23 protein-coding genes are annotated in these 25,834 nt (G+C 67.6%); 17 read left to right on the plus strand and 6 right to left on the minus strand.

Features of this window, described 5'->3' with window-relative positions; all coding sequences use genetic code 11:
• Nucleotides 1–19: 19 nt before the first annotated feature.
• The 3 genes from D6850_RS04105 to D6850_RS04115 are packed head-to-tail and all read right to left on the minus strand — an operon-like array spanning nucleotide 20 to nucleotide 4,367.
• Entirely contained in the window at nucleotides 20–1,198 is a 1,179-nt protein-coding gene (locus tag D6850_RS04105; protein WP_121164019.1) for an aminomethyl transferase family protein, read from the minus strand.
• The gene (locus tag D6850_RS04110) at nucleotides 1,195–2,733 is read right to left on the minus strand and encodes a phytoene desaturase family protein (protein WP_121164021.1); all 1,539 of its coding nucleotides are present in this window, start codon (nucleotides 2,731–2,733) and stop codon (nucleotides 1,195–1,197) included. Before D6850_RS04110 ends, D6850_RS04105 begins: the two co-directional genes overlap by 4 nt.
• Nucleotides 2,730–4,367, minus strand: coding sequence for a phytoene desaturase family protein (locus tag D6850_RS04115; protein ID WP_121164023.1), 1,638 nt, complete (start codon nucleotides 4,365–4,367; stop codon nucleotides 2,730–2,732). The genes D6850_RS04110 and D6850_RS04115 overlap by 4 nt, the downstream gene beginning before the upstream one ends.
• Before the next feature lie 145 nt (nucleotides 4,368–4,512).
• Here D6850_RS04115 and D6850_RS04120 point away from each other — a divergent pair, with 145 nt between their 5' ends.
• The 9 genes from D6850_RS04120 to D6850_RS04160 all read left to right on the plus strand — a co-directional run bounded on the left by D6850_RS04120 (nucleotide 4,513) and on the right by D6850_RS04160 (nucleotide 13,878).
• Nucleotides 4,513–5,154, plus strand: coding sequence for a TetR family transcriptional regulator C-terminal domain-containing protein (locus D6850_RS04120; RefSeq protein WP_121164025.1), 642 nt, complete (start codon nucleotides 4,513–4,515; stop codon nucleotides 5,152–5,154).
• A 321-nt stretch (nucleotides 5,155–5,475) separates the two neighbouring features.
• On the plus strand, nucleotides 5,476–6,603 hold the full coding sequence (locus tag D6850_RS04125) for an ABC transporter substrate-binding protein (RefSeq protein WP_121164027.1): 1,128 nt from the start codon (nucleotides 5,476–5,478) through the stop codon (nucleotides 6,601–6,603).
• A gap of 72 nt (nucleotides 6,604–6,675) precedes the next feature.
• Nucleotides 6,676–7,602: an ABC transporter permease gene (locus D6850_RS04130; protein ID WP_121164029.1), complete on the plus strand. Its 927-nt coding sequence runs from the start codon at nucleotides 6,676–6,678 to the stop codon at nucleotides 7,600–7,602.
• The gene (locus D6850_RS04135; protein WP_121164031.1) at nucleotides 7,599–8,405 is read left to right on the plus strand and encodes an ABC transporter permease; all 807 of its coding nucleotides are present in this window, start codon (nucleotides 7,599–7,601) and stop codon (nucleotides 8,403–8,405) included. Before D6850_RS04130 ends, D6850_RS04135 begins: the two co-directional genes overlap by 4 nt.
• A gap of 13 nt (nucleotides 8,406–8,418) precedes the next feature.
• A complete protein-coding gene (locus D6850_RS04140) occupies nucleotides 8,419–9,525 on the plus strand; it encodes an ABC transporter ATP-binding protein (protein WP_121164033.1) in 1,107 nt (368 codons plus the stop codon).
• A 96-nt stretch (nucleotides 9,526–9,621) separates the two neighbouring features.
• The gene (locus tag D6850_RS04145; protein WP_245964119.1) at nucleotides 9,622–10,275 is read left to right on the plus strand and encodes a TetR/AcrR family transcriptional regulator; all 654 of its coding nucleotides are present in this window, start codon (nucleotides 9,622–9,624) and stop codon (nucleotides 10,273–10,275) included.
• The gene (locus D6850_RS04150; protein ID WP_121164035.1) at nucleotides 10,272–12,317 is read left to right on the plus strand and encodes an oxidoreductase; all 2,046 of its coding nucleotides are present in this window, start codon (nucleotides 10,272–10,274) and stop codon (nucleotides 12,315–12,317) included. Before D6850_RS04145 ends, D6850_RS04150 begins: the two co-directional genes overlap by 4 nt.
• Nucleotides 12,314–12,541, plus strand: coding sequence for a hypothetical protein (locus tag D6850_RS04155; RefSeq protein ID WP_121164037.1), 228 nt, complete (start codon nucleotides 12,314–12,316; stop codon nucleotides 12,539–12,541). Before D6850_RS04150 ends, D6850_RS04155 begins: the two co-directional genes overlap by 4 nt.
• Nucleotides 12,542–12,636: 95 nt before the next feature.
• Nucleotides 12,637–13,878 (plus strand): allantoate amidohydrolase, encoded by a 1,242-nt coding sequence (locus tag D6850_RS04160; protein ID WP_121164039.1) that lies wholly within the window; start codon nucleotides 12,637–12,639, stop codon nucleotides 13,876–13,878.
• Between the two features lie 7 nt (nucleotides 13,879–13,885).
• Here the strand turns inward: D6850_RS04160 and D6850_RS04165 are convergent, their stop codons facing one another.
• The 3 genes from D6850_RS04165 to D6850_RS04175 form a co-directional block, all read right to left on the minus strand.
• Entirely contained in the window at nucleotides 13,886–15,238 is a 1,353-nt protein-coding gene (locus D6850_RS04165) for an 8-oxoguanine deaminase (RefSeq protein WP_121164041.1), read from the minus strand.
• 13 nt (nucleotides 15,239–15,251) lie between these two features.
• Nucleotides 15,252–16,265, minus strand: coding sequence for a hypothetical protein (locus D6850_RS04170; protein ID WP_121164043.1), 1,014 nt, complete (start codon nucleotides 16,263–16,265; stop codon nucleotides 15,252–15,254).
• An 80-nt stretch (nucleotides 16,266–16,345) separates the two neighbouring features.
• On the minus strand, nucleotides 16,346–17,308 hold the full coding sequence (locus tag D6850_RS04175; protein ID WP_166433983.1) for a LysR family transcriptional regulator: 963 nt from the start codon (nucleotides 17,306–17,308) through the stop codon (nucleotides 16,346–16,348).
• A 158-nt stretch (nucleotides 17,309–17,466) separates the two neighbouring features.
• On the opposite strand from D6850_RS04175, the gene D6850_RS04180 reads away from it, so the two are divergent.
• From D6850_RS04180 to D6850_RS04215, 8 genes are all read left to right on the plus strand, one after another.
• Nucleotides 17,467–18,225, plus strand: a complete 759-nt coding sequence (locus D6850_RS04180) for a creatininase (protein WP_121164047.1) — start codon at nucleotides 17,467–17,469, stop codon at nucleotides 18,223–18,225.
• A 48-nt stretch (nucleotides 18,226–18,273) separates the two neighbouring features.
• Nucleotides 18,274–19,212: a BMP family protein gene (locus D6850_RS04185; RefSeq protein ID WP_121164049.1), complete on the plus strand. Its 939-nt coding sequence runs from the start codon at nucleotides 18,274–18,276 to the stop codon at nucleotides 19,210–19,212.
• A gap of 75 nt (nucleotides 19,213–19,287) precedes the next feature.
• On the plus strand, nucleotides 19,288–20,808 hold the full coding sequence (locus tag D6850_RS04190) for an ABC transporter ATP-binding protein (protein ID WP_121164051.1): 1,521 nt from the start codon (nucleotides 19,288–19,290) through the stop codon (nucleotides 20,806–20,808).
• On the plus strand, nucleotides 20,805–21,905 hold the full coding sequence (locus D6850_RS04195; protein ID WP_121164053.1) for an ABC transporter permease: 1,101 nt from the start codon (nucleotides 20,805–20,807) through the stop codon (nucleotides 21,903–21,905). Before D6850_RS04190 ends, D6850_RS04195 begins: the two co-directional genes overlap by 4 nt.
• Nucleotides 21,906–21,915: 10 nt before the next feature.
• The gene (locus tag D6850_RS04200) at nucleotides 21,916–22,860 is read left to right on the plus strand and encodes an ABC transporter permease (RefSeq protein ID WP_121164055.1); all 945 of its coding nucleotides are present in this window, start codon (nucleotides 21,916–21,918) and stop codon (nucleotides 22,858–22,860) included.
• Nucleotides 22,861–22,887: 27 nt separating this feature from the next.
• Nucleotides 22,888–23,895, plus strand: coding sequence for an agmatinase (gene speB, locus D6850_RS04205; protein WP_121164057.1), 1,008 nt, complete (start codon nucleotides 22,888–22,890; stop codon nucleotides 23,893–23,895).
• 28 nt (nucleotides 23,896–23,923) lie between these two features.
• Entirely contained in the window at nucleotides 23,924–24,829 is a 906-nt protein-coding gene (locus D6850_RS04210) for a polysaccharide deacetylase family protein (protein ID WP_121164059.1), read from the plus strand.
• Between the two features lies 1 nt (nucleotide 24,830).
• A complete protein-coding gene (locus D6850_RS04215; RefSeq protein ID WP_121164061.1) occupies nucleotides 24,831–25,820 on the plus strand; it encodes a quinone oxidoreductase family protein in 990 nt (329 codons plus the stop codon).
• Nucleotides 25,821–25,834 lie beyond the last annotated feature (14 nt).

Below are 25,834 nucleotides of genomic sequence, written 5' to 3' on the forward strand. Positions count from 1 at the left end.
CGGGTCTCCGTTTCCGGGTTCAGGTTCTGGCGGGCGGCGTCTGCCGCGCCCGCGGTGGTTTGTAGAAGGGGCCGGCAAGCGGCGTGAGGCGCGCCATGCGCCGGTCCCAGCGGCCCTCCTGCGCGGTGTAGATCTCGGCCCAGAGGTCTGGCTTGCGCCGGTCGAGCGCGCCCGCCTTCACATGCGCCAGCGCGATGTTGCGCTTGGCCGTCGGGGACCAGACGGCGGAGGTGATATGCCCCGCGGCGCGCCGCTTCGCGTGATAGACGAGCGCGTCCCGCGCGGGCTTGAACCCGCCCACGTCGACGCGCAGCAGCCGGCTGCGGGGGCGATCCCGCACCTGCCAGAGCGCGCGACGGCCGTTGAAATGGCCCTTGGTCCAGTCGACCATCCAGCCGAGGCCGAGTTCGAACGGGGTCTGGCCGCGATGCAAGCGTTCGGTCGCGTGGACGGGCTGGAAATCGATCCCGGCGGCGAGGAACCCCGCCTCGATCCGCGCGATGTCGAGGGCGTGGGATCCGATGGCGCGCATTCCCCCGCGCGGGTCCGCGTCCCAGAGCCGGTCCCAGACCGCGACGGCGTCGTTCCAGTCCATCCAGAGCTCGTATCCGAGGTCGCCGGTGAACCCGGTGCGCGAGATGCGCAGGCCCGGCTCCACCTCGCGATGATCGAAGGGGCGCATGTCGGAGAGGTCGAACCCCGCCGCCTCGAGCACGGCGAAGGAGGTCGGCCCCTGAAGCGCGATCCCGGCGAGCGTGTCGCTCTCGTCCGTGACCGTCGCGTCGAACCCCCATGTCGCGTCGAGCAGCCAGGTCAGCATCGGCTCCTGGCAGCAGAGCCGCCAGTCGTCCTCGGCCAGCCGGAACAGCGTGCCGTCGTCGATGACCATCCCGTCCTCGTCGCACCAGGCGCAATAGGCGACGCGCCCCGGCGCGATCTTCGCCGCGTCGCGCGTTACCATCCGGTTGAGCGCGGCCAGCGCGCCGGGGCCGGTCACGCGGTAGGTGTGCATCGGCGAGATGTCGAACAGCGCGGCCTGGTTGCGCAGCGCGAAATACTCGAACTCGACGGTGTCGAGCACGGCGGGCGCGATATATCCGGCCCAGCCATACCATGCTTTCGCACGGCTGAGCGGCTCCAGCCGGTCATGCAGCGGGCCGGGGATCAGCCCGAGGGCGGGATCGTTCATCACGCTCATCGCCCGCCCTCCGCGCCCAAAGCCGCGCGCGCGGCGTTGCGCCCGGCGAGGCCCATGACGTCGCCCCCCGGATGCGCGCCCGCACCACAGAGGAAAAGGCCGTTCGGCCCGATCGCGTAGCGGCCCATGCCACTGGCCGGGCGCAGGGTCAGGATTTGGTCGAGGCTCAGCTCGCCGTGGTGCCAATGCCCGCCCGGCGCGCCGGTCTCGGCCTCGATGTCGGCGGGGGTGATGACTTCGGCCTCGGTCACGAGGTCCGGCAGGCCGGGGGCCACCTCCGCCAGCGCCGCGAGGGCGCGGTCGCGCAGCCGGTCGCGCGCCGCATCGTTCCAGCCGCCCGAGAGGTCATGGGGCGCGCATTGCACGATGGCCGACAGGACATGGCCGCCGTTCCGGGCAAGCGTCGCGTCGGTGAGTGAGGGGATCACCATCTCGATCACCGGCGCGTCCGAGATTTCACCGTATTTCGCGGCGTTCATCGCGCGTTCGACGTAGTCCGCGCGCGGGGCCAGCACCATCCGCGCGCCCATCAGGTCTGCGGGCAGGCCGGAAATCTCTGGCAGGGCGTCGAGCGTCAGGTTGAGCTTGGCCGCCGTGCCGCGCGCGCGGATGTTGCGCAGTCGGCGCTGGGCCTCGATATCGAAATGCGCCGGCCCGGCAAGCGCGCAGGTCGCCGCCGCGCCGCCGCTGCCCAGCACGAGCGGGGCGTCGAAGCGGCGCCCGTCCGCGGTTTCGACCCCGCGCACCGCGTCACCCTCGATCACGATTTGCGTCACTTGTGCGCCGGTCTCGATCCGGCACCCTGCGTCGCGCGCGGCGCGCTCGAACGCGCCGGTGACGGTGGCCATGCCGCCCGCGGGCAGCGATACCGCGCCGCCGTGGCCCATGCGGTAGATGAGGCTCAGCACCGTGCCGGGCTGGCGCGGGCCGACCGCCCCGCCGCGCACCGCGTCCGCGGCCAGCAAACCGGCAAGCGGGCCGTCGGGCATCTCGTCCAGGATCATGTCATAGGCGTTTGATAGCAGCACCCGCATGAATTCGCGCATGTCGCGCCGCCCGAGCCTCTTCATCGCGATCCCGAACCAGCCCAGCCGGAGCATCTGTTTCAGCCCGGCGGCCGAGGTCAGGCCGCCCTCCAGCCCGGGCGGCGCGGCCTCGGCCAGTTGCCGCAAGACCGCGCCATAGCGGGTGAGCCGCGCGTGCATGTCGCGCCAGGCGTTCGCCTCGGGCGGGGTGCCGCCCCCGGCGAGCCGCGCCTCGTCCCCGCGCAACACCACGTGCCGCCCGCCGGGGTCGAGCGCGACCGAGGGCAGGGGATGCGTGGCGAAGGGCCAGTCGCGCCTGCCGAGGCCGAGATCGGCGCGCACCAAGGGGCTGAGATTGTAGAGAAAATGCGCGATCCGCGGGTTCGCCATGCCGCCCACCTGCGCCGCCGCTTCCAGCACGCAGACCGACCGGCCCGCGCGCACCAGCACCGTGGCGGCGGTAAGGCCGTTGATCCCGGCCCCGATCACGATGGCGTCCGCGCCGCTCATGCCGCGTAGCCCTTCATGCGCTTGCCGCTGGTTTCGCGCCGCAGGATCGTGCGCGCGGCGTTGGCCCCCGGCGCGCCCATCACGCCGCCGCCGGGATGCGCGGAGGACCCGACGAGGTAGAGCCCCTTGACGGGCGAATCGTACTGCGCGTAGCCGGGAACGGGACGGTTGAAGAGCAATTGATCGAAGGTCAGTTCCCCCTGGAAGATGTTGCCCTCGGTCAGCCCGACCTCGCGCTCGATATCGGCGGGGCTTCGGATCTCCGTGTGTTCGATCCGCTCGCGGATGTCGGGGAAAAGAACGGCGATCTGGTCGAGCACCGCGTCGGCCATCGCCCGGCGCGCCTCACCGGTCCAGTTCCCGGGTGAACGGATGCCGTTCCGGTAAAGGTCATAGGGCGCGTATTGCACGAAGACGGTCATCATCTCGGCGCCCTGCGGAGCCAGCGTCGGGTCGATCCGGCTGGGGATCAGCATGTCGATATAGGGCCGCGCGGACCAGCGCCCGTCCTTCCAGTCGTCATAGGCCCGCTCAAGCTCGACAAGGCTCTCGGAGGCGTGCAAATCACCGCGGATGAAGCTGGCGTGTTCGGGCGCGGCGGGCATATCCGGCAGCCGGTCGAGCGCGATGTTGAGCTTGGCCGAGGAGCCGCGGATCTTGAACCGTTCCACCTGGCTGCGGAAATCGTCGGGCAGGTCGCGCGGGTCGGTATGTTCAAGGAAGGTGCGCTTTACGTCCATGTTCGACGCGATGACCGGCGCGCGGAACTCCGCCCCGTCGCTCAGCGCCACGCCGCGCGCGCGACCGTCCTCCACCAGGAACCGCTCAACCCCCGCGCCGGTGCGGATCGTGCCGCCCATGTCTTTGAATGCGGCGGCCAGCGCGCCGGATATCGCGCCCATCCCGCCGCGGGCGAAACCCCAGGCGCCGATGCCGCCGTCGATATCGCCCATGTAATGGTGCAGCAGCACATAGGCCGTGCCCGGCGAATAGACGCCAAGCCCGGTGCCGATGATGCCCGAGCCGGCGAGATGCGCCTTGATCAGGTCGTTCTCGAAATGATCGTCGAGGAAATCGCCGATCGACATGGTCCAGAAGCGCAGCGTTTCGCCCAACTCGCGCCGCCCGAGGCCATGCGCCTTCTTCACCAGATACGCCAGTTCGCCGAGGTCGCGCGGGCGCAGCGAAGTGGGATCGGGCGCGTCGCGCAAGAGGAAGGGGCGGATGAACCGGCACTGGCGCATGATCGCGCGCGAATAATGCCGGTAGGCGTCCGCGTCGCGCGGGCTGAGGCGGGCCATCTCGCGGCGCAGCGCGTCGGCGTCCGAGTAGTATGCAAAGCGCCCGCCGTCGCGGGTGAAGGACGCGCCGCCCTCGTAGGGGATCACCTGGAGGCCGTATTTCGGCAGGTCAAGGTCGCGCACGATCTCGCGCCGCAGGAGCGAGCAGACATAGGAGCAGTTGGAATAGGTCCAGCCCTCGTGCAGCGACCGGCTCACCGCCGCGCCGCCGATCCAGTCGTTCTTTTCCACCACCAGCACGCGCAGCCCGGCCCGGGCGAGGTAGCAGGCGGCGGTGAGGCCGTTATGGCCCGCGCCCGCGACGATGGCGTCGTATTCTTCTGTCTGGGTCATCGGGTGTCGTTCCTGCCGCGCAGCATAGCCACACCCGGTTCGCCCGTAAAGTTTTTTTGAGCGCTCAAATAAATTTTATGGCTGACGCGAGACGCAAGCTGTGCCAGACTGGCGCAAGGACGCACCGCAAGAGAGGGCAGGGCGCGTGAGCCAGGCACAGCAGAAGCCGCGCAAGGAGCGCAAGGAAAATGCCGAGCGCCGCCGCCGCCAGCTGCTTGACGCGGCGCGCCGCTCGATCCTTGCGCACGGGCTGGCGCGCACCACGCTGGCCACCGTCGCCGCCGAGGCGGGGCTGAGCCAGGGCGTCGCCGTCTTCTACTTCCAGTCCAAGGGCGGGTTGCTGACCGAGACGCTGCGCGATCTTTACGCGCAATACGACGCGCTCTGGTCCGGCGCGCTCGAGCGGGCGGGGGAGGACCCGGTGGAGCGCCTGCGCGCGATCATCCGGGCGGATTTCCACGCCGACGCCTGCGGCCCCGACATCCTGCCGCTCTGGTTCGCCTTCTGGGGCGAACTGCGCTCGACCCCCGAATACGACGCGGTCGCCGCCGGCTTCGACGCGCGGCGCCGCGCCGCGCTCATCGGCGTCTGGCAGGCGCTGATGGCCGACGCCCCGGCGGGCGAGGCCGGGCAGATGGCCGATTGGATGGAAACCCTGACCGACGGTTACTGGCAGCGGCTTCACCTCGCCCCCGAAAGTTTCGAGCGCGCGGCGGCCGAGCGCGCCAGCCGAGTCTGCATCGCCCGGCTTCATCCGCCGCTCGCCGGACGGATCGACCGGGACTGAGGCCCGCCCGGTGGTTTTCGGGTGAAAATACCCGACGCGGCGCTCACCGCGCCGCGCCCGGCATGACGCGGGCGCCGGCAAGGCGGTGGCCTCAGAACAATAGCGAGGTGTGAAAAATGTGGTAACGTGACGAGGTGAAAACATGCGATCCGATTCGCTTCGCGTGTCGATGACTGAATGAACGTTCATTAAGTCGCGGCTTGGATGCGATCGGCTCCGCATGGGCGGGCGCGGGGAGGCGTTTCGCCCAGGGCGCGTGAAAACACGCGATTTTCCAAGACCCGCGGCAAGGCGGGTCGACCAACGGGGAGAAATAATAAAATGGATGTTGTCGACCAAATCGCCGCGGTGAACGAGGGCAAGCTCAGCCGTCGCGCGTTCACCCGCTCACTGCTGGCCGCCGGCGTGGCGCTGGGCGCGCCGTTGGGCGGCGCGCGCCGCGCGATGGCCGCGCCCGAGGATCAGGGCACCTATTTCACCTGGGGTGGCTACGATATCCCGGACCTGTTCCAGCCCTATCTCGAGAAACACGGCGAACTGCCCAACTTCGCCGTTTTCGGCGGCTCCGAGGAGGCGCTGACCAAGATGCGCGGCGGGTTCGTGGTGGACGTGTCGCACCCCTGCAACCAGGCGCTGCCGCGCTGGATCAAGACCGGGCTGTTCCAGCCGATCGATCCCTCGCGGCTCAGCAACTGGCCGGACGTGATTCCCGAACTTGTCGACCTCGAGGGCAACGACGCCGAGGACGGCAAGGTCTGGCTGGCGCCCTTCGACTGGGGGCAGACCTCGATCACCTACCGCACCGATCTCTACGATCTGGAGGGCGAGGAAGAAAGCTGGGACATGCTGTGGAACCCGAAATACAAGGGCAAGCTCGGCTCGCTCGCCTCGGGCGGGGACGCGTGGTGGGTCGGCGCGATCAAGGCCGGCGTCGATTTCAAGGATATCGACTCGCCGGAAGCCTTCGACAAGATCGCCGCGGTGATGCGCGAGCAGCGCCCGCTGATCCGCACCTACACGGATGACAACACCACGCTCGAACAGGCGCTGTCCTCGGGCGAGATGGTCGCCTCGATGACCTGGGCCAGTTCGGCCGTGCAGTTGCAGGCCGAGGACGTGCCGGTCAGGTTCGCCAAGCCCAAGGAGGGCGCGCTGACCTGGGTCTGCGGTCTCATGATCCACAAGGACGCGCCCAAGCTCGACAAGGCGTACGACATCATCGACAGCCTGCTGAGCGTCGAGACCGGCCATTTCATGATCAACGACTATGGCTACGGCCACTCCAACATCAAGGCGTTCGACGCCTTCGACCAGGAGACGCTCGACGGCCTGGGCCTGAGCAGACAGCCAAGCGAAATCCTTTCGGCCGGGCATTTCCAGGTGCCGCAGACGCAGGAATGGGAAACCAGGATGAACGAGCTGTTCGAACAGATCAAGGCGGGCTTCTAGGCCGGTCGCGACAGGCCCGCCGCCGGGACGGGCGGCGGCCTTTTCCATTCGGATTCCAACGGGCGAAGCAGGATGGCGGACACGACGATAGAGGACACACCCGAGCCGGGCCCCCGAAGGCGCGGCGGCCTTGCCGGGATGCTCCACCGAAGCGACGCGTTGCGCGGCTACCTTCTGATGTCGCCCACGCTGCTGATCATGCTGGTCGGCATCGTCGCGCCCTTCGTCATTCTCCTCACCATGAGCCTCTGGACCCGCTCGGGGTTCGAATTCGACACCACTCTCACGCTCGCCAATTACGAGCGCACGTGGAATGAGCCGATCTTCGGCGCGTTGCTCAAGCGGTCGTTCTGGATCTCGGGGGTGGCGACGGCGGCCACGGTGATCCTGTGCTACCCGATGGCTTATTACGTGGCCTTCCACGTCCATCGCAACAAGATGATGTGGATCATCCTGATGACCCTGCCGTTCTGGACCAGCTACCTGCTGCGCGTCTTCGCGTGGAAGGTGATCCTGGGCTATGAAGGCGTCGTCAATTCGGGGCTGATCGCGCTCGGCTTCATCGACGAGCCGCTGGGCTTCCTGCTTTACAGCCAGGAGGCGGTGATCATCACGCTGGCGCATGCCTGGGCCGCCTTCGCGATCCTGCCGATGTATGTCAGCCTCGAGAAGATCGACAAGTCGCTGCTCGAGGCGGCGACCGATCTGGGCGACGGGCCGGCGGCGCGGTTCCTGCGGGTGACGCTGCCGCTGTCGATGCCGGGGATCATCGCGGCGTGCTTCCTGATCTTCATCCCGACGACGGGGGATTACATCACGCCCGCGCTGCTGGGCGGGCCGGACGGGGTGATGATCGGCAACTTCATCCAGTTGCAGTTCGGCCCGGCGAACAACTGGCCCATGGGGGCGACGCTGGCGATCATCCTGATGCTTTGGATCGCGGCGATCGCGGCGGTGTTCCTGTTCGTCACGCGGCTGGCCGCGAGGAGGGTGGCATGAGCGATACAAGCTACATCAAACGTCCCAACCGGCCGCTTCAGGTCTACGCGGTGATCTTCCTTGTCGTGCTCTACACGCCGGTGCTGTTCATCCCGCTCTTCAGCTTCAACGATTCGATCTACGTCACCTTTCCGCTGACCGGCTTCACGACCAAGTGGTACGCCGAGCTCTGGACCCGCGCGCCGGTCTGGAACGCGCTGATGAACAGCGTCAAGGTCGGCCTGTCGGTCGCGGTGCTGTCGACGCTGCTGGGCGTAGTGGCGGCCAAGGCGATCACGCGCCACCGTCTGCCGGGCAAAAGCGCGGTGGTGACCTTCATCATGATGCCGCTGGTCATTCCGGGAATCATCTTTGGCGTCGCGCTTCTCGTCCTGATGAGCCGGATGGGCGTGTCGCTGTCGCTCTATACCGTGAGCATCGGGCACCTGATCGTCTGCCTGCCCTTCGCGGTGGCCACCCTGCTGCCGCGATTCGAGGGGTTCGACCCCTCGATGGAGGAGGCCTCGGCCGATCTGGGCGAAAACGGGTGGTGGACCTTCTGGCGCGTGACCATGCCGATGGTCTTCCCCGGCGTGGTGGCGAGCCTGATGCTGACCTTCACCATTTCGTTCGACGAATTCATCATGGCCTTCTTCCTGACCGGGACCGACCCGACGCTGCCGATGTATATCTGGGGCCAGCTGCGGTTCCCGCAGGAATTCCCGTCGATCCTGGCGCTCGCGTCGCTCATCCTTTTCGTTTCCTTCTTCATGGTCTTCCTCGCCCAGTGGCTGGGGCGCAGGGGGCTGGACGAAGACATCTGAAGGACACCCTTTCATGACCTCATCGGACGCCTACATATCGATCCGGAACGTGGACAAGTATTTCGGAACGTTCCAGGCCATCGACGACATCTCGATGGACATCGCCGAGGGCGAGTTCTTTTCCCTGCTGGGCGCGTCGGGCTGCGGCAAGACCACGCTCTTGCGCATGCTGGCGGGGTTCGAATCCTGCTCTTCGGGGGAAATCTACATCGACGGGCAGCCGACCTCGGACATTCCGCCACACCGGCGCGAGGTGAACATGGTGTTCCAGAGCTACGCCATCTTTCCGCATCTCAACGTCGCCGACAACATCGCCTACGGATTGCGCAAGCAGAAGCTGCCCAGGGCGAAGCGGCAGGAGATGATCGACGAGATGCTCGACCTGATCGCGCTGCCCGGCTACGGCAAGCGGCGCGCGAACGAGCTGTCGGGCGGGCAGCGCCAGCGGATCGCGCTGGCGCGCGCGCTCATCCTGCGGCCCAAGGTTCTGTTGCTGGACGAACCGCTGGGCGCGCTGGACAAGCAGTTGCGCGAGCAGATGCAGCTTGAGCTGCGCGCGCTGCAGCGGCAGGTGGGGATCACCTTCGTCTTCGTCACCCACGACCAGGAAGAGGCGATGACGCTGTCTGACCGGATCGCGGTGATGGCGGGGGGGCGCGTGCTTCAGCTCGATACGCCGCTCGGGCTCTACGAGAACCCGAAGTCCCGCGACATCGCCAACTTCATCGGCAACATGAACTTCTTTCGGGGCGTCGTGCGGCGGGACGGCAGCCGCGAGGGCGCGATCGACGTCGAGGGGCTGGGCGTCATCCCGGTCCCGCTCGAGCAGCTGACGCGCCCAGACGGCGCGCCCGTGCAGGTCGCGCTGCGTCCCGAGAAGTTCACGATCACGCCGGACGAACCCGAAACCGCGCCCAGGGTCGCCGGCAAGGTCCGCGACTCCGCCTATCTCGGCGAGCGCAGCCATTTCTACATCGAGATCCCGGACAAGGAAGAGCCGGTCGCCGTGTCCTCGCCCAACCTGACGCGCAACGACCGCAAGCTGGCCGAGGCCCGGACGGGCAAGCCGATCTGGCTGTCCTTTTCGCCCGAGTCCATCGTGATCCTAGACGCCGAATGACCCCGGGGCGCCGCGCCGCCCGGCAAACCGGAAAGACATCTTGTGACGAACCAGGAAACCAGACCGGCCGCAGCGCGCCGCACCGCATCCAAAGAAGTGCGGCGGTTGCAGTTGATCGACGCCACCATCCGTTCGATCGCGAAATACGGCATCGGCGGCACAACCATGTCCACGGTCACCGAATTCGCCGGGCTGTCCATCGGCATCGTGAATTTCCACTTCAAGAGCAAGCAGAACCTGCTGGACGAAACGCTGGTTCACCTGGCGCGCGAACACCATGATCACTGGCGCAAATCCTATGACCACTCGGGCGCCGGCGCGGCGGACAAGCTGCTGGCCATCGTGGACGCGCATTTTCACCCGCGCATCTGCACCCGCCGGAAGCTGGCGGTCTGGTACGCCTTCTACGGAGAGGTGAGCCGCCGCGCCCGATATCGCAAGCTGGCGGACGATATCGACGACGCGCGCTTTGACATAAGCGCCGGCCTCGTCGCGCAGATCATCGAGGAGGGCGGCTATTGCGGGCTCGACGCGCGGTCGGTCGCCCTTACGCTCGAGAGCCTCTATGACGGCGCGCTGCTTAACCTCTTGATGTATCCCGGCCAACTGACCCGGGAAGAGGCGGCCGGACAGATATACACCTATCTTGCGGCGCTGTTCCCGCGGCATTTCGACATGCCGGCGACGACTCGGACTGCAAGCCCCGCTGGGGACGGCGCGGACGTTCCCGACCCGGAAACGGCGCGATGACCCGCGACCCCCGCCACGACATCCTGTTCGAGCCGGTCAGGATCGGCCCGGTCACCGCGCCCAACCGCTTCTACCAGGTGCCCCATTGCAGCGGCATGGGCTGGCAGTTTCCCCGCACGCTCGCCGCGATGCGCGAGGTCAAGGCCGAAGGCGGCTGGGGCGTGGTCTGCACCGAGTATTGCTCGATCCACCCAAGCTCGGACGACATGGCCTATCCCTATGCGTCGCTCTGGGACGACCGCGACATTCGCGCGCATCGCCTGATGACCGACGCGGTTCACGCGCATGGCGCGCTCGCCGGGGTGGAGCTCTGGCACGGGGGGCGCAACGCCGGGAACCTCTTTTCGCGGCTGCCGGCGATGGATCTCGGCAGTTTTCCCGACGCCAAGGGCCACCCGTTCCAGACCCGCGCGATGGATCGCTCGGACATCCGCGACCTGCGCCGCTGGCACCGCAACGCGGCGCTGCGCGCGCGCGACGCGGGGTTTGACGTGGTCTATGTCTACGCGACGCACGGCTATCTGCTGGCCAATTTTCTCAACCCGCGCATGAACACACGCGGCGACGAATACGGCGGCAGCCTGGAGAACCGCGTGCGGCTGGTGCGCGAACTGATCGAGGAGACCAAGGAGGCGGTCGGCGACCGCTGCGCCGTCGCGGTGCGCTTTGCCGCCGACGCGGAGATCGGCGAGGATGGCGAACCGATAGAGGGCGAGCGGCGCGAGATGTTCGCGATGCTCGACGGACTGCCGGATCTGTGGGACATCAACATCATTGATTACTCGCTGGAAATGGGCGTCTCGCGCTTCGTCAAGGAAGGCGCGCTAGAACCCTACATGGGCTGGGTGAAATCCATGACCAAAACGCCGGTGGTCACGGTGGGGCGCTTCACCTCGCCCGACACGATGGTCAGCCAGATCAAGCGCGGGGTCACCGATTTCATCGGCGCGGCGCGCCCCTCGATCGCCGATCCGTTCCTGCCAAAGAAGATCGCGGAGGGCCGCGCGGAGGACATCCGCGAATGCATCGGCTGCAACATCTGCTATTCGGGCGATGCGCTCGGCGTGCCGATCCGCTGCACCCAGAATCCCACGATGGGCGAGGAATGGCGCCGCGGCTGGCATCCCGAGATAATCCCGTCGAAACGCGCTGAGGGGCGCGTGCTGATCGTCGGCGCGGGTCCGGCGGGGATGGAGGCGGCGCGCGCGCTTGGCCAGCGCGGGCATCAGGTGATGCTTGCCGAGGCGGGGCGCGCCCTTGGCGGGCGCGTCACCCGCGAGGCGGCGCTGCCGGGGATGAGCGAATACGCCCGCGTGCGCGACTACCGCGAACAGCAGCTTCTCACCATGCCGAACGTCGAAATCTACCGCGAAAGCCGGCTTACGGCCGAGGATGTGCGCGATGTCGGGGTCAGCCACGTTGCGATCGCCACCGGCGCGCGCTGGCGCAAGGAAGCGTTCGATGAAGAGATTTACCACGAGATCGCCACCGGCGGCGCAGCGGCGCGTGTGCTCACCCCCGACGACATCATGGATGGCGTGCTGCCCGGGGGACCGGTGCTGGTTTATGACGCGGACGGCTATTACATGGGCGGGGTCATCGCCGAGAGGCTGCGCGCCGAGGGTCTGAGCGTGACCTACGCCACCCCTTCTGACAGCGTATCGCACTGGGCAGGCAACACGTCCGAGCGTTGGCGCATCCGCGCGCAGATGCAGCGCCTTGGGATCGGGGTTGAGACGGCGACAACGCTCGCTTCCTTCGACGGGGCCGAGGCGGTGCTGAGGGACGCCTATGACGACGCGCCCCGCAGGCTGGCGGTGCAAGGCGTGGTGATGGTGACGGCGCGGCGCCCCGACGATACGCTTTACCGCGAGTTGCGCGAGGGGTCGCAGCCCTTCACCCTTGCCCGGATCGGGGATTGCGACGCGCCCTCGATCATCGCCGCGGCCGTTTACGCCGGGCACCGCTATGCGCGCGAACTGGGGGAAGACGTGGATCGCGACGCGCCGCTGCGCCATGACCGAATGGAGCTGCCGGGATGAGGGCCGCGCTGCTCATCCTCGTGCTGGCGCTGCCCGCCGGGGCGGGGGACGCGCCGCGGCCGCCGGAGCGGGCGGAGTGCAATTCCTGCAACGCGCGTCACAAGGCGCTGCAACGCTTGCAGGCCAAGCGCCGCGCGATGCAGGAGGAATGCGACACCTCGGGCGCGGACGCGCAGGAGGGTTGCGCGTTGATCCCGCCGCCCGCGCCAAAGGGCCAAGACTGATCCCGCAGGATCCGCGCCCGCCCGAGTTGAAATCCGCCGCGTGACCGGTGATTGTGCCCGCATAACACGCCCTTGCATCGCACGAGAGACCGTCCATGACCGACCAAGCCCCCGCACCCGCCATAAACGCCGACCGGCTTTGGTCCCGGCACATGGAGATGGCCCGCATCGGCCCGGTGGAGGAGACCGGCAACTGCCGGCTCGCGCTCACCCCCGAGGACGTGGAGGCGCGCAATCTTTTCGCGCGCTGGTGCCGCGAGGCGGGAATGGAGCTGACCAGCGACCGGGCCGCAAACATGTTCGCGCGCCGCGAGGGGCGCGATCCGGCGCGCGCCGCGGTGGCGGCGGGCAGCCACCTCGATACGCAGCCGCATGGCGGGCGCTTCGACGGCGTGTCGGGCGTGCTGACCGCGCTCGAGGTGATCGAGACGCTGAAGGACGCGGGGATCGAGACAGACGCGCCGCTGATGGTCGTCAACTGGACCAACGAGGAAGGCGTGCGCTTCGGCCCCGGCATCCTCGGGTCCGCGTGGTTCGCCGGGCGGATCGACGACGCGACGCTCGATGACATCCGCGCCACCGACGGCGCGCGCTTCGCCGAAGAGGCCGCCGCGTCTGGCTGGCGCGGGACCGCGACGCCCGCCGACCTGCCGATGGAGGCGTTCTTCGAGCTGCATATCGAACAGGGCCCGATGCTGGAGCAGGCGGGCGCGGATATCGGCGTGGTGGACGCGGTGCAGGGGCTTTGCTGGCTTGACGTGGCGGTCACCGGCATGGACGCGCACGCGGGCACCACGCCGCTGCCTGCGCGGCGCGACGCGCTGCTGGCCGCCGCCGCTATGCTGGTCGGGATCAACGACATGGGCCGCGCTTCTGGCGAGGATGCGCGGGTCAGCGTCGGGCGGCTCAAGACCGCGACCGAGGGGCCGAGCACGGTCGTCGGCGCGTCCGAGTTCGTGATCGACATCCGCCATCCCGACCAGGCGATGATCGCGCATCTGCAAGAGGAATGCCGCCGCGTCTGCGCCGAGGTGGCGCGCCGCTACGGCTGCGGCGTCGAGGTATCGCAACGCTTCGCGATCCCGCCGACCGCCTTCGACGGGGGCTGCGTCGCGGCGGTCGAGGCGGCCGCGCAGGCGCTGCAACTGCCCTATCGGCGCATGGCCAGCGGCGCGTTGCACGACGCGGCGAACGTGGCGGCGCACGCGCCCACCTCGATGATCTTTGTCCCCTGCCGCGACGGGATCAGCCACAACGTCGCCGAATACGCGAGCAGGGAACACCTCGCCGCCGGGGCCAACGTGCTGTTGCGCGCCATGCTGGCCAAGGCGGGTTAAGCCGCGCTCAGGCGTTCATCAGTTCCGCCGAGAGCCGCCCGTGCCGCGCGATCAGCGGCCCGGGATCAAGCGTCGTGAACGCGCCGTCGCGGATCAGGAAGCGGCCGTTCACCATCGTGTGGCGGCTGGGCGTCGGGCCGCAGAAGACCAGCGCCGCGGCCGGGTCGTGGCGCGCGCCCGAATACTCGATCCGCCGCAGATCGAACGCCGCGAGGTCGGCGGCCATGCCGGGGATCAGCGCGCCGAGATCGTCACGACCCAGCACCCGCGCGCCGCCGCGCGTCGCCAGCGCAAGCGCGCGGCGCGCCGTCATGGCGTCGGCCCCGCGGGCGGCGCGTTGCAGCAGCATCGCCTGGCGCGCCTCGCTCATCAGGTTGCCGGCGTCGCTCGACGCGGAACCGTCGACGCCAAGGCCGATGGGCACGCCCGCATCCAGCATCGCGCGGACCGGCGCGATCCCCGATCCCAGCCGCATGTTGGAGCAGGGGCAATGCGCGACCCCCGTGCCGCTGCGCGCGAACAGGTCGATGCCGGGCTGGTCGATATGCACGCAATGGGCGTGCCAGACATCCTCGCCCACCCAGCCCAGGCGCTCGACATACTCCGACGGGGTGAGGTCGAACCGTTCGCGTGAGAAGGCGACATCCGCCGCGCATTCGGCGATGTGGGTATGCAGTCGCGCGCCCGTGTCGCGCGCCAGCGCGGCGGTCTCGCGCATCAGGTCTTCGCTCACCGTGTATGGCGAACAGGGGGCGAGGGCGATGCGCAGCATCGACAGCGGCGCGGGGTCGTGGAACGCCTCGATCACGCGGCGGCAGTCGCGCAGGATATCGTCCTCGTCCTCTACCAGCGAATCGGGCGGCAACCCGCCCGCGCTTTGCCCGAGGCTCATCGAGCCGCGGCTGGCGTGAAAGCGCATCCCGACCCGCCGCGCCGCTTCGATACTGTCGTCGAGCCGGCAGTCATTCGGATAGATGTAGAGGTGATCGCTCGTCGTGGTGCAGCCCGATTGCAGCAGTTCCGCCATCGCCAGTTCGGTGGATGCATCGACCATTTCCGGCGTGAGCTTTTGCCATATCGGAAACAGGCTCCGGAGCCAGCCGAACAGTTCGGCGTCCTGCCCGGCAGGCGCCACGCGGGTCAGCGTCTGGAACATATGGTGATGCGTGTTGACGAGGCCGGGCAGCAGGATGTGCCCGGCCAGGTCGATCACTTCGTCGGCGGTTGCCGGCAGGTCGTCCGGCCCGCCGACCGCGGCGATCCGGTTCCCTTCGACGAAGACGCCGCCGCCCGCGATTTCGCGGCCGGCGTCATCCATCGTCAGGACGCAATCGGCGTTCTTCAGCAGGACCGAACTCATCGCCGCGGTCCGCTCAGACCCGGATCAGCGGCTGGTGCGCGCAGCGGAACGAGCCGCCGAAATCCGACGGGTAGTTGTAGGGCAGGCGGATCACCTCGAACTTGCGCTTCTTCAGCTCCGCCGCGACCATGTCCAGCGCCTCGGCCTCGGGGACGATGATCGTGTGATCGTCGAGCACGAGGTTGTTGCAGGCCATGTGGCGCTTGGCGTGGAACTTGTCGACGACGATGTGGTCCCAGTCGGCGATGTAGTCCGGCAGGCCCTGCGGGAACGCCTCGGCGCAGATCACGGTCACGCCCTCGCGCGGGGTGCAGAGCACGCAGTCGAGATGCGGGAACATCGGGTCGATGGGCGCCATGTCCACCTTGTAGTCCGGCCCCAGCATGTGTTGCAGCCAGCGCCCGCCCTCGGGGTTGGAGCAGCCGCCGGAATGCCCGACGAGGATCTGCTGCCCGAGCACGAAGACGTCGCCGCCCTCGAGATAGCCCCAGCCCGGTTCGTCCCGGCTTTCGACCGCGCCGCTGTCGGGCTGGGCGAAGTAGCGCGCGCCGCGATCCATCGTCTCGGCGAGGATGGGGCGGATCGCAAAACGCTGGCGGCGGTGGAAAAGCGACCGCGGCGCCAGTTCGATCACGTTGTTGCCGATGGTCACGAACGGGTCGCGCATCCAGCCGGTGACCACGCCGTGGTTTTCGCCGCGCGGGAATTTCATGTCCTCGGGGGCCAGTTCCTGCGCCACCTGCACGGTGACGCCGCTGTCGCGCAGGAAATCGATCGCGCCCTGGATCTGCGAACGGAAACCCTCGAACCGCTCGGGATCGACCTCGGCCACGTCGCGGCCCTCGTTCCTGATCCAGAACTCGCCGAATTCGCCGTAGGCGCGCTGCTTGGAATCGCCGTAGAAGGCGGGCATCACCCAGCGGTCGGGCGAGCCGTAGACGCATTCCTTCAACGCGCCCCATTCGGAACTGACGTGAATCGCCTCCTGGCTTTGGACGGCGGGCGGGGTGCGGGACGTGTCCGGCATGTCGATCTCCCTGCGAAGGTTTCGGTATGGCGCATACTGGCCCGTCCGGGCGCCGGATTACAGCGCCTTGGCGCGCAACCTTACTTGTCGCGCCCCGCAACAATGTGATCCGCGCCGGCGCCCGGCGGCTTGTCCCGGGCCTGTCCCAGCAGGAACCGCTGGAACATCCGCGTCGTGGGTTCCTCGGCCGCGTCCGAGCGACAGACCACGTAGAAGGTCAGCATGAGCGGCGCGGTCGGGACCGGCAGTTCCACGAGGTCGAAGTCGGTCATCAGGCCCGCGTAGTGATCCGGCAGCACGCCGACGCCGAATTGCGCGGCGATCAGCGTGGCCGCCGTCTCGACCCCGTCGGCGGAGGCGACGGGAACGAAGGGATAAGCCTGTTCCAGCCGGTCGAAGGTCGGCATCTTGTAGCGCCGGCTTATGAAGGGGATCGGCTGCGCGTCGCTGCCTGGCTCGGTGATGGCGGCCTCGATCCGCGCCCGGTCGGGATGGGCGCGCGCGATATAAAGGCCGGAGCGTTCGGAAAAGGCGGGCAGGTAGCTCAGCGGGCTGAGAAAACCGGGCTGCGCGGTCACCGCCACGTCAAGCTGCCTTTCGCGCAACGCGATCTCGATGGTAGCGGGCGGCATGACCGACAGTTCGAGAAAGAGCTCGGAATGGGTGCGTGCGACCATCTGCAACGCCTGCACGACGCGCGAGCGGGGATTGGACAGCGTGTTGTCGATCAGCCCGATCCGCAGCCGCCCCTTGACCGTCTGGCTGACGATGCGCGCGGAGGTCTCGAATTCGTCCAGTTCCTCGATCAGCCGCCTGGCCTGCTGGTAGATCGCCTTGCCCTGCGCGGTGAGCGCGAAACCGCTGCGTCCGCGCTGGCAGAGCCGGATGCCGAGCCGCGTCTCCAGCCCCGAGAGCGCGCGGCTGATCGCCGTGAGGTCGACCCCGAGCGCGGAGGCGGCCGCGGACAGCCCTTCGTGCTCCACGATGGCTGCAAAGACGCGCAGTTGCTTGACGTCGAGATTTGACAACTGAAGGGCTGACATCGCCGTTTCCTTGTAACCGGGCGCAAGTATGATTGCGCGAATAAGTCTGTAATGCCAGCGGGGATTCGGGGTTAGATTGATGAAGTTGCAACGTCCGGCAGACCGCCGGTAACGCCGCGAAGGGGGGAGAGAACTTGCCGACGGTTCCATCGGTTTGCATGTCCGAACTCGCATGGGATGAGTACCAGCGCCGGCTGCGCGAGGAGGACGCGATCGTCTTCGTGCCGGTGGGCGCGGTGGAGCAGCACGGCTATCACCTGCCGCTGGGCACCGACTGGATGATGGCGCGCTACATGGCGCGCCGCGTCGCCGCGAAGGTGGGCGGCGTCGTCGCCGAGCCCATCGCCTATGGCGCGACATCGCAGATTCGCACCGGGGGCGGGCCGCATCGCTGCGGCACGACCAGCCTCAATGCGGAGACGCTGATCGCGCTCTTGCATGATGTCCTGGTCGGGATCGGGCGGCACGGCGCGCGCAAGATTGCGGTGATCGACAGCCATTTTGAAAACCGCTTCTTTCTCGACGAGGCTTGTCATCGCGCACAGGACACGCTGGCGCTGCGCGGCCACGAGGCGCGCATCCTCAAGATGCTCTACGCCGAGCGGATAAACCCCGAAACGATGGCGGCGGTCTATCGCGGCATGGGCGATCCGCCGGGGCTCGATCTCGAACATGGCGGGGTGCTGGAAACGGCGATGATGCTCTATTGCCATCCCGAACTGGTGGACATGAGCCGCATGGTTGATGAGGCGCGCCCCGATTTCCCGCCCTATGACGTCTATCCGGTCAACCCCGACTGGGTGCCGGCCTCGGGCTGCCTGTCCTCGGGGCGCACGGCCACGCGCGAGATCGGCGAATTGCTGGTCGAGGAATTCGTCGGCCACGTGACCGACGCCGTTCGCAGTGAGTTCCGTTGAGTTGAAGCGAAACGTTCACGATACTTTAAAACCAGGGAGAATAGAAAAATGAGACGACAACTGAAATCCGCGGCATTCGCCGCCGTTACCGCCGCCGCGACGCTGATCGCGTTGCCCGCCACGGCCCAGGATGCGCCGCGCGTCGCCGCCGCGCTGCCCGGCATCGTCACCGACAAGGCCTTTAACGAGAACATCTATGACGGCCTCGTCGCGATCGAGGACAAGTACGGCTCGGACATCGCCTATACCGAGAACGTGTCGCAGGCCACGCAGGTCGAGGTGATGTCGGACTACGCGCGGCGCGGCTATGACATCGTCATCGGCGCGGGCGGCGAATACACCGACGCCGCCGAGCGCGTGGCCGAGAACTTTCCCGAAACGACGGTCGTCGTGCCCAACGGCGCGCCGACCCCGGGCGTCACCACGATCAACTACAACAATCCCGAATTCGGTTACCTTCTGGGCGTCGTCGCGGGCGGGATGAGCAAGACCGGCGTGATCGCCGCGCTCAGCGCGCAGAAATTCGCCGCGTTCGACAACGTGGTCGATGGGTATCGCCGCGGCTTCCAATCGGTGCAGCCCGATGGCGAGGTTCTGGTGGCCTATACCAACGACTGGGCGGACGTGGCGCTGGCCAAGGAAGCGGCCTACAACCTGATTTCGAAGGACGCCGACGTGCTCATGCCCTATCTCGACGGTGCGTGGGTCGGCGTGGTGCAGGCCGCGCAGGAACGCGGCGCGCACACGGTCGGGATCCTGCACGAATCCGAATCGAACCTGGTGTCGGCGCGGCTCGATTTCGCGCGGGCGCTCATGATGGCCGCGGACCTCTACGCCGAGGGCAAGCTCGAGCCGAAGGACTACGTCATCCATCTCACGCAGGACGAACAGCTGGGCGACTTCAACGCCATCGTTCCCGAAGAGGTGCAGGCAATGGCCCGTGACGCGATCCAGAAGATCAAGTCGGGCGAACTGACCTTTGACTGACGCCCATCCGATACATCCGCCGTCCCTCGGGGCGGCGGATGCGCCTTCCTTCCCACAGCTTGCATCGGTGAGACCATGACAGCGGCACCCGACCGGCTCGCGCTTGAGGGCATCGTCAAGCAGTTCGGCACGTTCCGGGCCAATGACGACGTGAACCTGAGGATCGCCAAGGGGTCGATCCACGCCATCCTCGGTGAGAACGGGGCGGGCAAGTCCACCCTGATGAACGTGATCTACGGCCTTTACGAACAGGATGCGGGCCGGATCATCTCGAACGGGCAGGAAGTGCGGATCACCGACCCGCGCGAGGCGATGGCGCTGGGCATCGGGATGGTGCACCAGCATTTCAAGCAGGTGAACACCATGTCGGTGGTCGAGAACGTGGTGCTGGGCCTGCCGGGCAAGCAGATCCTCGATCTTGACGACGACCGCCGCCGGGTGCGCGAACTCGCCGCCGAACTGGGGTCCGAGATCGACCCGGATCAGCCGATGTGGACGCTGCCCATCGGCACGCAGCAGCGGGTCGAGATCCTCAAGATGCTCTACCGTGACGCGGATCTGCTCATCCTCGATGAGCCGACCAGCGTTCTCACCCCGACCGAGATCAGGGCGTTCTTCGACCTCTTGGAGAAGCTGCGCGAAAGCGGGCGCACGATCCTGCTCATCACCCACAAGCTCGACGAGGTGATGGACCTTGCCGACCGCGTGACCGTGATGCGGCTGGGCCGGGTCGAGGCGGAGCTCGAGATCGCCGAGACGAACCCGCGCGAACTGGCCCGCGTCATGGTCGGTCGCGACGTGGTCTTCGACGTGGAGCACACCGCGCCCAAGGTGGGCGACCCGGTGCTCGAGATCGAGGGCATAAGCGCCGTGGACAACCGCGGCATCGGCGCGCTCGACGGGCTGTCGCTGACCGTGCGGGGCGGCGAGATCCTGGGCCTCGTCGGGATCGACGGCAACGGGCAGGGCGAACTGGCCGAAACCATCGCCGGGCTGCGCGACATCTCGAAAGGGCGGATCAGCATCTGCGGGCAGGACGCGCGCGGGTTCGATCCGGCCCAACGCAAGAGCGCGCTGGGCATGGGCTACGTTCCCGAGGACCGCCAGAAGGTCGGGTTGGATCTCGACAGCGACATCGCCTTCAACATGGTGCTGCGCAGCTTTCGCGCGCCGCCGTTCTCGCGCGCGGGGTGGATCAATTTCCGCAAGATACGCAGCCATGCCGAGGACCTCGCCGGACGCTACGACGTGCGGATGCAGAACGTGTCGCAGCGCGTGCGCGACCTCTCGGGCGGCAACCAGCAGAAGATCATTCTCGCCCGCGAGATCGAGGACGACCCCAGGCTGCTGGTCGTGGCGCAGCCGACCAAGGGGCTCGACGTCGGCGCGATCGAATTCGTGCAGCGCACGCTGCTCGCGCAGCGCGACCGCGGGACCGGCGTTCTCTATATCTCGAGCGAGCTGGAGGAGTTGCTGCTGGTCGCGGACCGGCTGGCGGTGATCTTCAAGGGCCGCATCGTGGGCGAAATGCCCGCGTCGGAAGCCACATCGGAAAAACTGGGACTTTTGATGACCGGCAAGGAACTGACGACATGAGCGCCGAGTCGCAGACCACGGACGCCCCGCGCCTGCTGGCCGCGATCCGCGTGCTCTACATGCTGAAAACCGTCTGGGCGGTGATCGTGGCGCTGTTGATCGGCGCCATCTTCATCCTGCTGGCGGGCGGTGATCCGATCGAGGGGTATACCGCGCTCTTCAAGGGCGCGTTCCTCGATTACTGGGGAATCGGCGACACGCTGGTGCGGATGTCGCCGCTGCTGCTGGCGGGGCTCGCGGTCATCATCCCGTTGCGCGCGGGGCTCTTCAACATCGGGGCCGAGGGGCAGATCTACATCGGTGCGCTGTTTGCGACCATCGCGGCGCTCTACCTGCCGGACGTGCTGCCGGGTTTCGTCCGAATCATCCTGTGCATGGTCGCGGGCGCCCTTGGGGGCGCGCTCTGGGCGGCGATCCCCGGCGTGCTCAAGGCCTATCGCGGCACGAACGAGATCATCACATCGCTGCTGCTGAGCTATGTCGCGATCTACTTGATCGGCGCGGTGCTGCATGCTTGGCTGATCGAGCCGGGCGCGCCCTATCCCTACTCGCGCGAGATTGACCGCGAACTGGAACTGCCGATCTTCATGCCGCGCACTCAGGCGCATATCGGCATCATGGTCGCCTGGGCGGCGGCGATCCTCGTGGGCGTCATGCTCTGGCGCACGACGCTGGGGCAGTCGATACAAGTGGTCGGCCATAACAAGCACGCCTCGGCCTATGCGGGCCTCAGCGTCAAGCGGCTCACCGTGCTCAGCTTCGCGATGGGCGGCTCGATGGGCGGGCTGGCCGGCACGTTCGAGGTGCTCGGGCTCAAATACCGGCTCTTCGATCATTTCAGCCCGGGCTACGGGATGCAGGGGATCATCGTCGCCTTCCTTGCTGCGCTGAACCCGATCGGCGCGATCTTCGCGGCGATCTTTCTCGCCGGGCTCCAGGTCGGGGCGGGGTCGATGCAGCGCGCGACCGGTATCGACACGACGATGGTGGCGGCGCTGCAAGGGCTGGTCGTGCTCTGCGTCGCGGTGGGGCTGGCGTTCCGGTTCCACCCGGATCGGTGGCGCAGGCGGATCGCCGCGTGGCGCGGACGAGGATGAGGAGGCAGCGATGTTCGATTTTCTGACCGATGCGAGCCAACTGGCCGATGTTCTGGGCACCGCGCTCAGGCTGTCGATCCCGCTCATCTTCGCGGCGATGGGCGGCCTGCTCTGCGAACGTTCGGGCGTGTTCAACATCGCGCTCGAGGGGCAGATCCTCTTTGGCGCGTTCGGCGCGGCGGTGGGGGCTTATTATTTCGGAACGCCCTATATGGGGTTGCTCATCGCCATCGCGTTCGGCGCGCTGTCGGGCGTGTTGCTGGCGGTGCTGGGGGTGACGCTGCGGGTCAACCAGATCGTCGTCGGGATCGCGATCATCCTTTTCGCGGCGGGGTTCACCTCTTTCATGTCGCGCCTGCTGTTCCCCGGCGGCGGCAACAGTCTCAAGCTCAATGGGTTCGAGAATATCGACATCCCGGTGCTGAGCGACATTCCCGTCCTCGGCCCGGTCCTGTTCTCGCAGAACGGGCTGGTCTACGGCGCGCTCTTCGCCGTGATCGCGGTGCATTTCGTGCTGTTCCGCACCCGCGTCGGCATGTCGATCCGCGCGGTGGGCGAAAGCCCGGCGGCCGCCGACGCGGCCGGAATCCACGTCTTCGGGCTGCGCTACGCCTGCGTGATCGTCGGCTCCTCCATGGCGGCGCTGGGCGGCGCCTACCTCGTGCTGACGCAGGTGCTGCTGTTTTCCGACAACATGAGCGCGGGCAAGGGGTTCATCGCCCTGGCGGCCATCGTGCTGGGGCGCTGGCAGCCGCGCATCGCGTTCATGGCCTGCCTGCTTTTCGGGTTCTTCGACGCGGTGCAGTTGCGCCTGCAATTCGATCAGCCGGAAATCCCCTTCCAGGTGTTCGCCGCGCTGCCCTACCTCGTCGCGATCCTGGCGCTGGTGGGGCTGATGGGGCAGGCCAACCCGCCCGCGTCCGTCGGACGGCCCTATGACCGTGAGATGCGGTAACGCGTCGATGAAAGAGCGAGTGAACCGATGAGCGACGAAGCCCTCCAACCCTCGAGCGTGAAGAAGATCTACGGCGATGTGCCCCCCTTCATGGCGGCGACGCACGTTTCCGACCCCGCGACGCTTGACGCAGACGTCGCGGTGATCGGCATGCCCTATGACGGCATCGCCACCTTTCGCGGCGGGGCGACGCGGCGCGGTCCGCAGGAAATCCGCAAGTTCTCGCTGCTGTTCGGGGGCTACAATTTCGACTGGGACATGGACGTGTTCGAAACGCTCCGCCTTGCGGACGTGGGCGACGTGGACGTGGTTCCCGGCGACAACGCGGAAAGCTACGCGCGCTTTGAACGCCGACTGGCCACGATGTTGGAGCGGGGCGCGACGCCCTTCAGCCTGGGCGGGGATCACGGGATCACCTATCCGGCCGTCCGTGCAGTGACGACGCATCATGGGGGGCCGATGGGCCTCATCGTGTTCGACACCCATCTGGACCTGAGCGAAGCCCTGAACGGCGACCGCCTGACGCGCGCCTCGCCCCTCCTGCGTATCTGCGAACTGGAGCATGTCGACCCGACCCGCGTCGTCGTCATCGGCGCGCGGGGACCGCGCAACCTGCCGGAATGGACGCCGCTCTACCGTGAGATGGGCATCACCGTCTTCGCGATGGAGCAGGTCGAGCGCGACGGCGTCGAGGCGGTCGCCGAGAAGGCCCGCGCCATCGCCACGCGGGACGGCGCGCAGCTTTATATCAGCGTCGATATCGACAGCATCGACCCGGCCTATGCGCCCGCCACCAACAGCCCCGAACCCGGCGGGCTGACATCGCGCGAGATCATCCGCGGCCTGCGCGTCGCCGGACGCGACGGGTTCGCCGGTTTCGACGTGGTCGAGGTGTCGCCCGATTTCGACGATCGCAGCGGCTCCACCTCCGTGCTTGCCGCGCGCATCACGGCCGAGGCGCTGGCCTGCCTCGCCGCGAGCCGGTCGGGCCGCAAGGACGCCTGGCGCAATGCGCATGAGGCAAGGACCCCCTGACTTTCTCCGGTTAGTGAAAGGACTCGTCATGATCTCCAACCCGATTCCCTGGCCCGATGGCGCGAAATGCGCCGTCGCCATCACCTTCGACATGGATGCCGACAGCCTGGTCCATACCGCCCGCCCCGAGCGCGCGCATGAATTCGTCGCCGCCACGTCCGAGCTGCGCTACGGCCCCGAGGTGGCGATCCCGCGCATCCTCGAGACCTGGCGCAAGATGGACGTGAAACAGACCTTCTTCGTCCCCGGCTGGTGCGCCGAAACGCATCCCCGCGCGGTCGAATCGATGCAGGCGGCGGGGCACGAGGTCGCGCTGCACAGCTACATCCACGAAGCGTCGCACGGGCAGTCCAAGGATGATGAGGCCTATTGGCTGCGCCGCGCCATAGAGGCGCTGAGCGGCGTCACCGGCGCCGCCCCGCGCGGCTGGCGCGCGCCGATGTACACGTTCTCGCAATACTCCGCGGACCTGCTGCTGGCGGAAGGGTTCGAATATGACGCGTCGCTCATGGGCGATGACATTCCCTACATGATCGAGACCGACAATGGGCGGCTGGTGGAAATCCCGACCCATTGGGGCACGGACGACTACCCGCAATACGCGCATACGCCCGACCTCGATTATTCCGTTCCGGTCAAGGCGCCGCGCGCGGGCATCGAGAACTACCGCGACGAGTTCGAGGCGCACTATGAACATGGCGGGCTCTTCGTCGGGGTCTGGCACCCGTTCCTGACCGGGCGGCTGACCCGCTGGCACCATATCGAGAAGATGCTGCTGGAATGGCGCGAACAGGGCGACGTCTGGTTCGCCCCGATGGAGGAGATCGCCGCGCATGTCCGCGCCTGCGCGGCGGCGGGAACCTTCAAGCCGAGGGTGAGCCGCCTGCCGTTCAACGCCGCCCCGCTCGCGCTTGGCGGGCCGGAAGGGGGCTGACATGAAGGCAGTCGTCATCACGGCCCCCGGCGGGCGCGACAGGCTCGAGGTTCAGGACCTCCCCGAACCGGACCTGCCGGCGGGCCATGTCCTGATCGACGTGGCCTGGGGCGCCTGCAACTGGGGCGATATCCAGAAGCGGCAGGGCGTTTATCCCGATCCCGTCGATTATCCCGCCATCCTCGGCGGCGAGGTGTCGGGCCGCGTCGCACAACTCGGCGAGGGCGTGAGCGGCGTCGCGGTCGGCGATGCGGTCGCAGCGATCACCGGGCCGGACATGCTGCGCGGCTTCGCCGAACGGGTCGCGGTGCCGCAGGCGTTCCTGATCCCGCTGGCCGAGGGGCTGGATCTGCGCGCGGCGGCGGCCTACCCGGTGGTGTCGCTGACCGCGTGGCACCTGCTGCATACCGCCGCCAGCGTGAAGGCCGGCGACGTGATCCTCGTGCACGCCATCGGCGGCGGGGTTGGGTTGGCGCTGACGCAACTGGGGCGCGCCGCCGGGCTGCGGGTGATCGGCACCGTCGGCAGCGAAGGCAAGGGACGACACGCGCTCGACTTCGGCGCAGAGCGGGTGATCCCCCGCGACAGCGAGGATTTCGTCGCCGTCGCGATGGAGGTCACGGACGGGCGCGGCGTGGATCTGGTGATCGATTCGCTGGGCGCCGACATCCTGCCGCGCAGTTTTGACGCGCTGCGCCCCTTCGGCCGCGTCATCAATATCGGCGAGGCGGCGGGCGAGCCGGATTTCGCGGTCCGCAAGAAGCTCTATGAACGCTCCACCTCGTTTGCCGGGTTCGAGGTGCTGCACGCCGAACCGGGATCGCCGCGCTGGCGGGCCTCGGTCAAGGGCATCGCGGCGCATATCGCCGATGGAGACCTTCGCCTGCCCATCGCCGAGGAATTCGGCATCGACGCCATCCGCGACGCGCATGAATTCCTCGAAAGCCGCAGGGCGTCGGGCAAGGTCCTGATCCGGGTGGGTGGCGCGTGAGGACACTCGATATC

The organism is Roseovarius spongiae (assembly GCF_003651245.1).
In the GTDB taxonomy this organism is placed as follows: Bacteria; Pseudomonadota; Alphaproteobacteria; order Rhodobacterales; family Rhodobacteraceae; genus Roseovarius; species Roseovarius spongiae.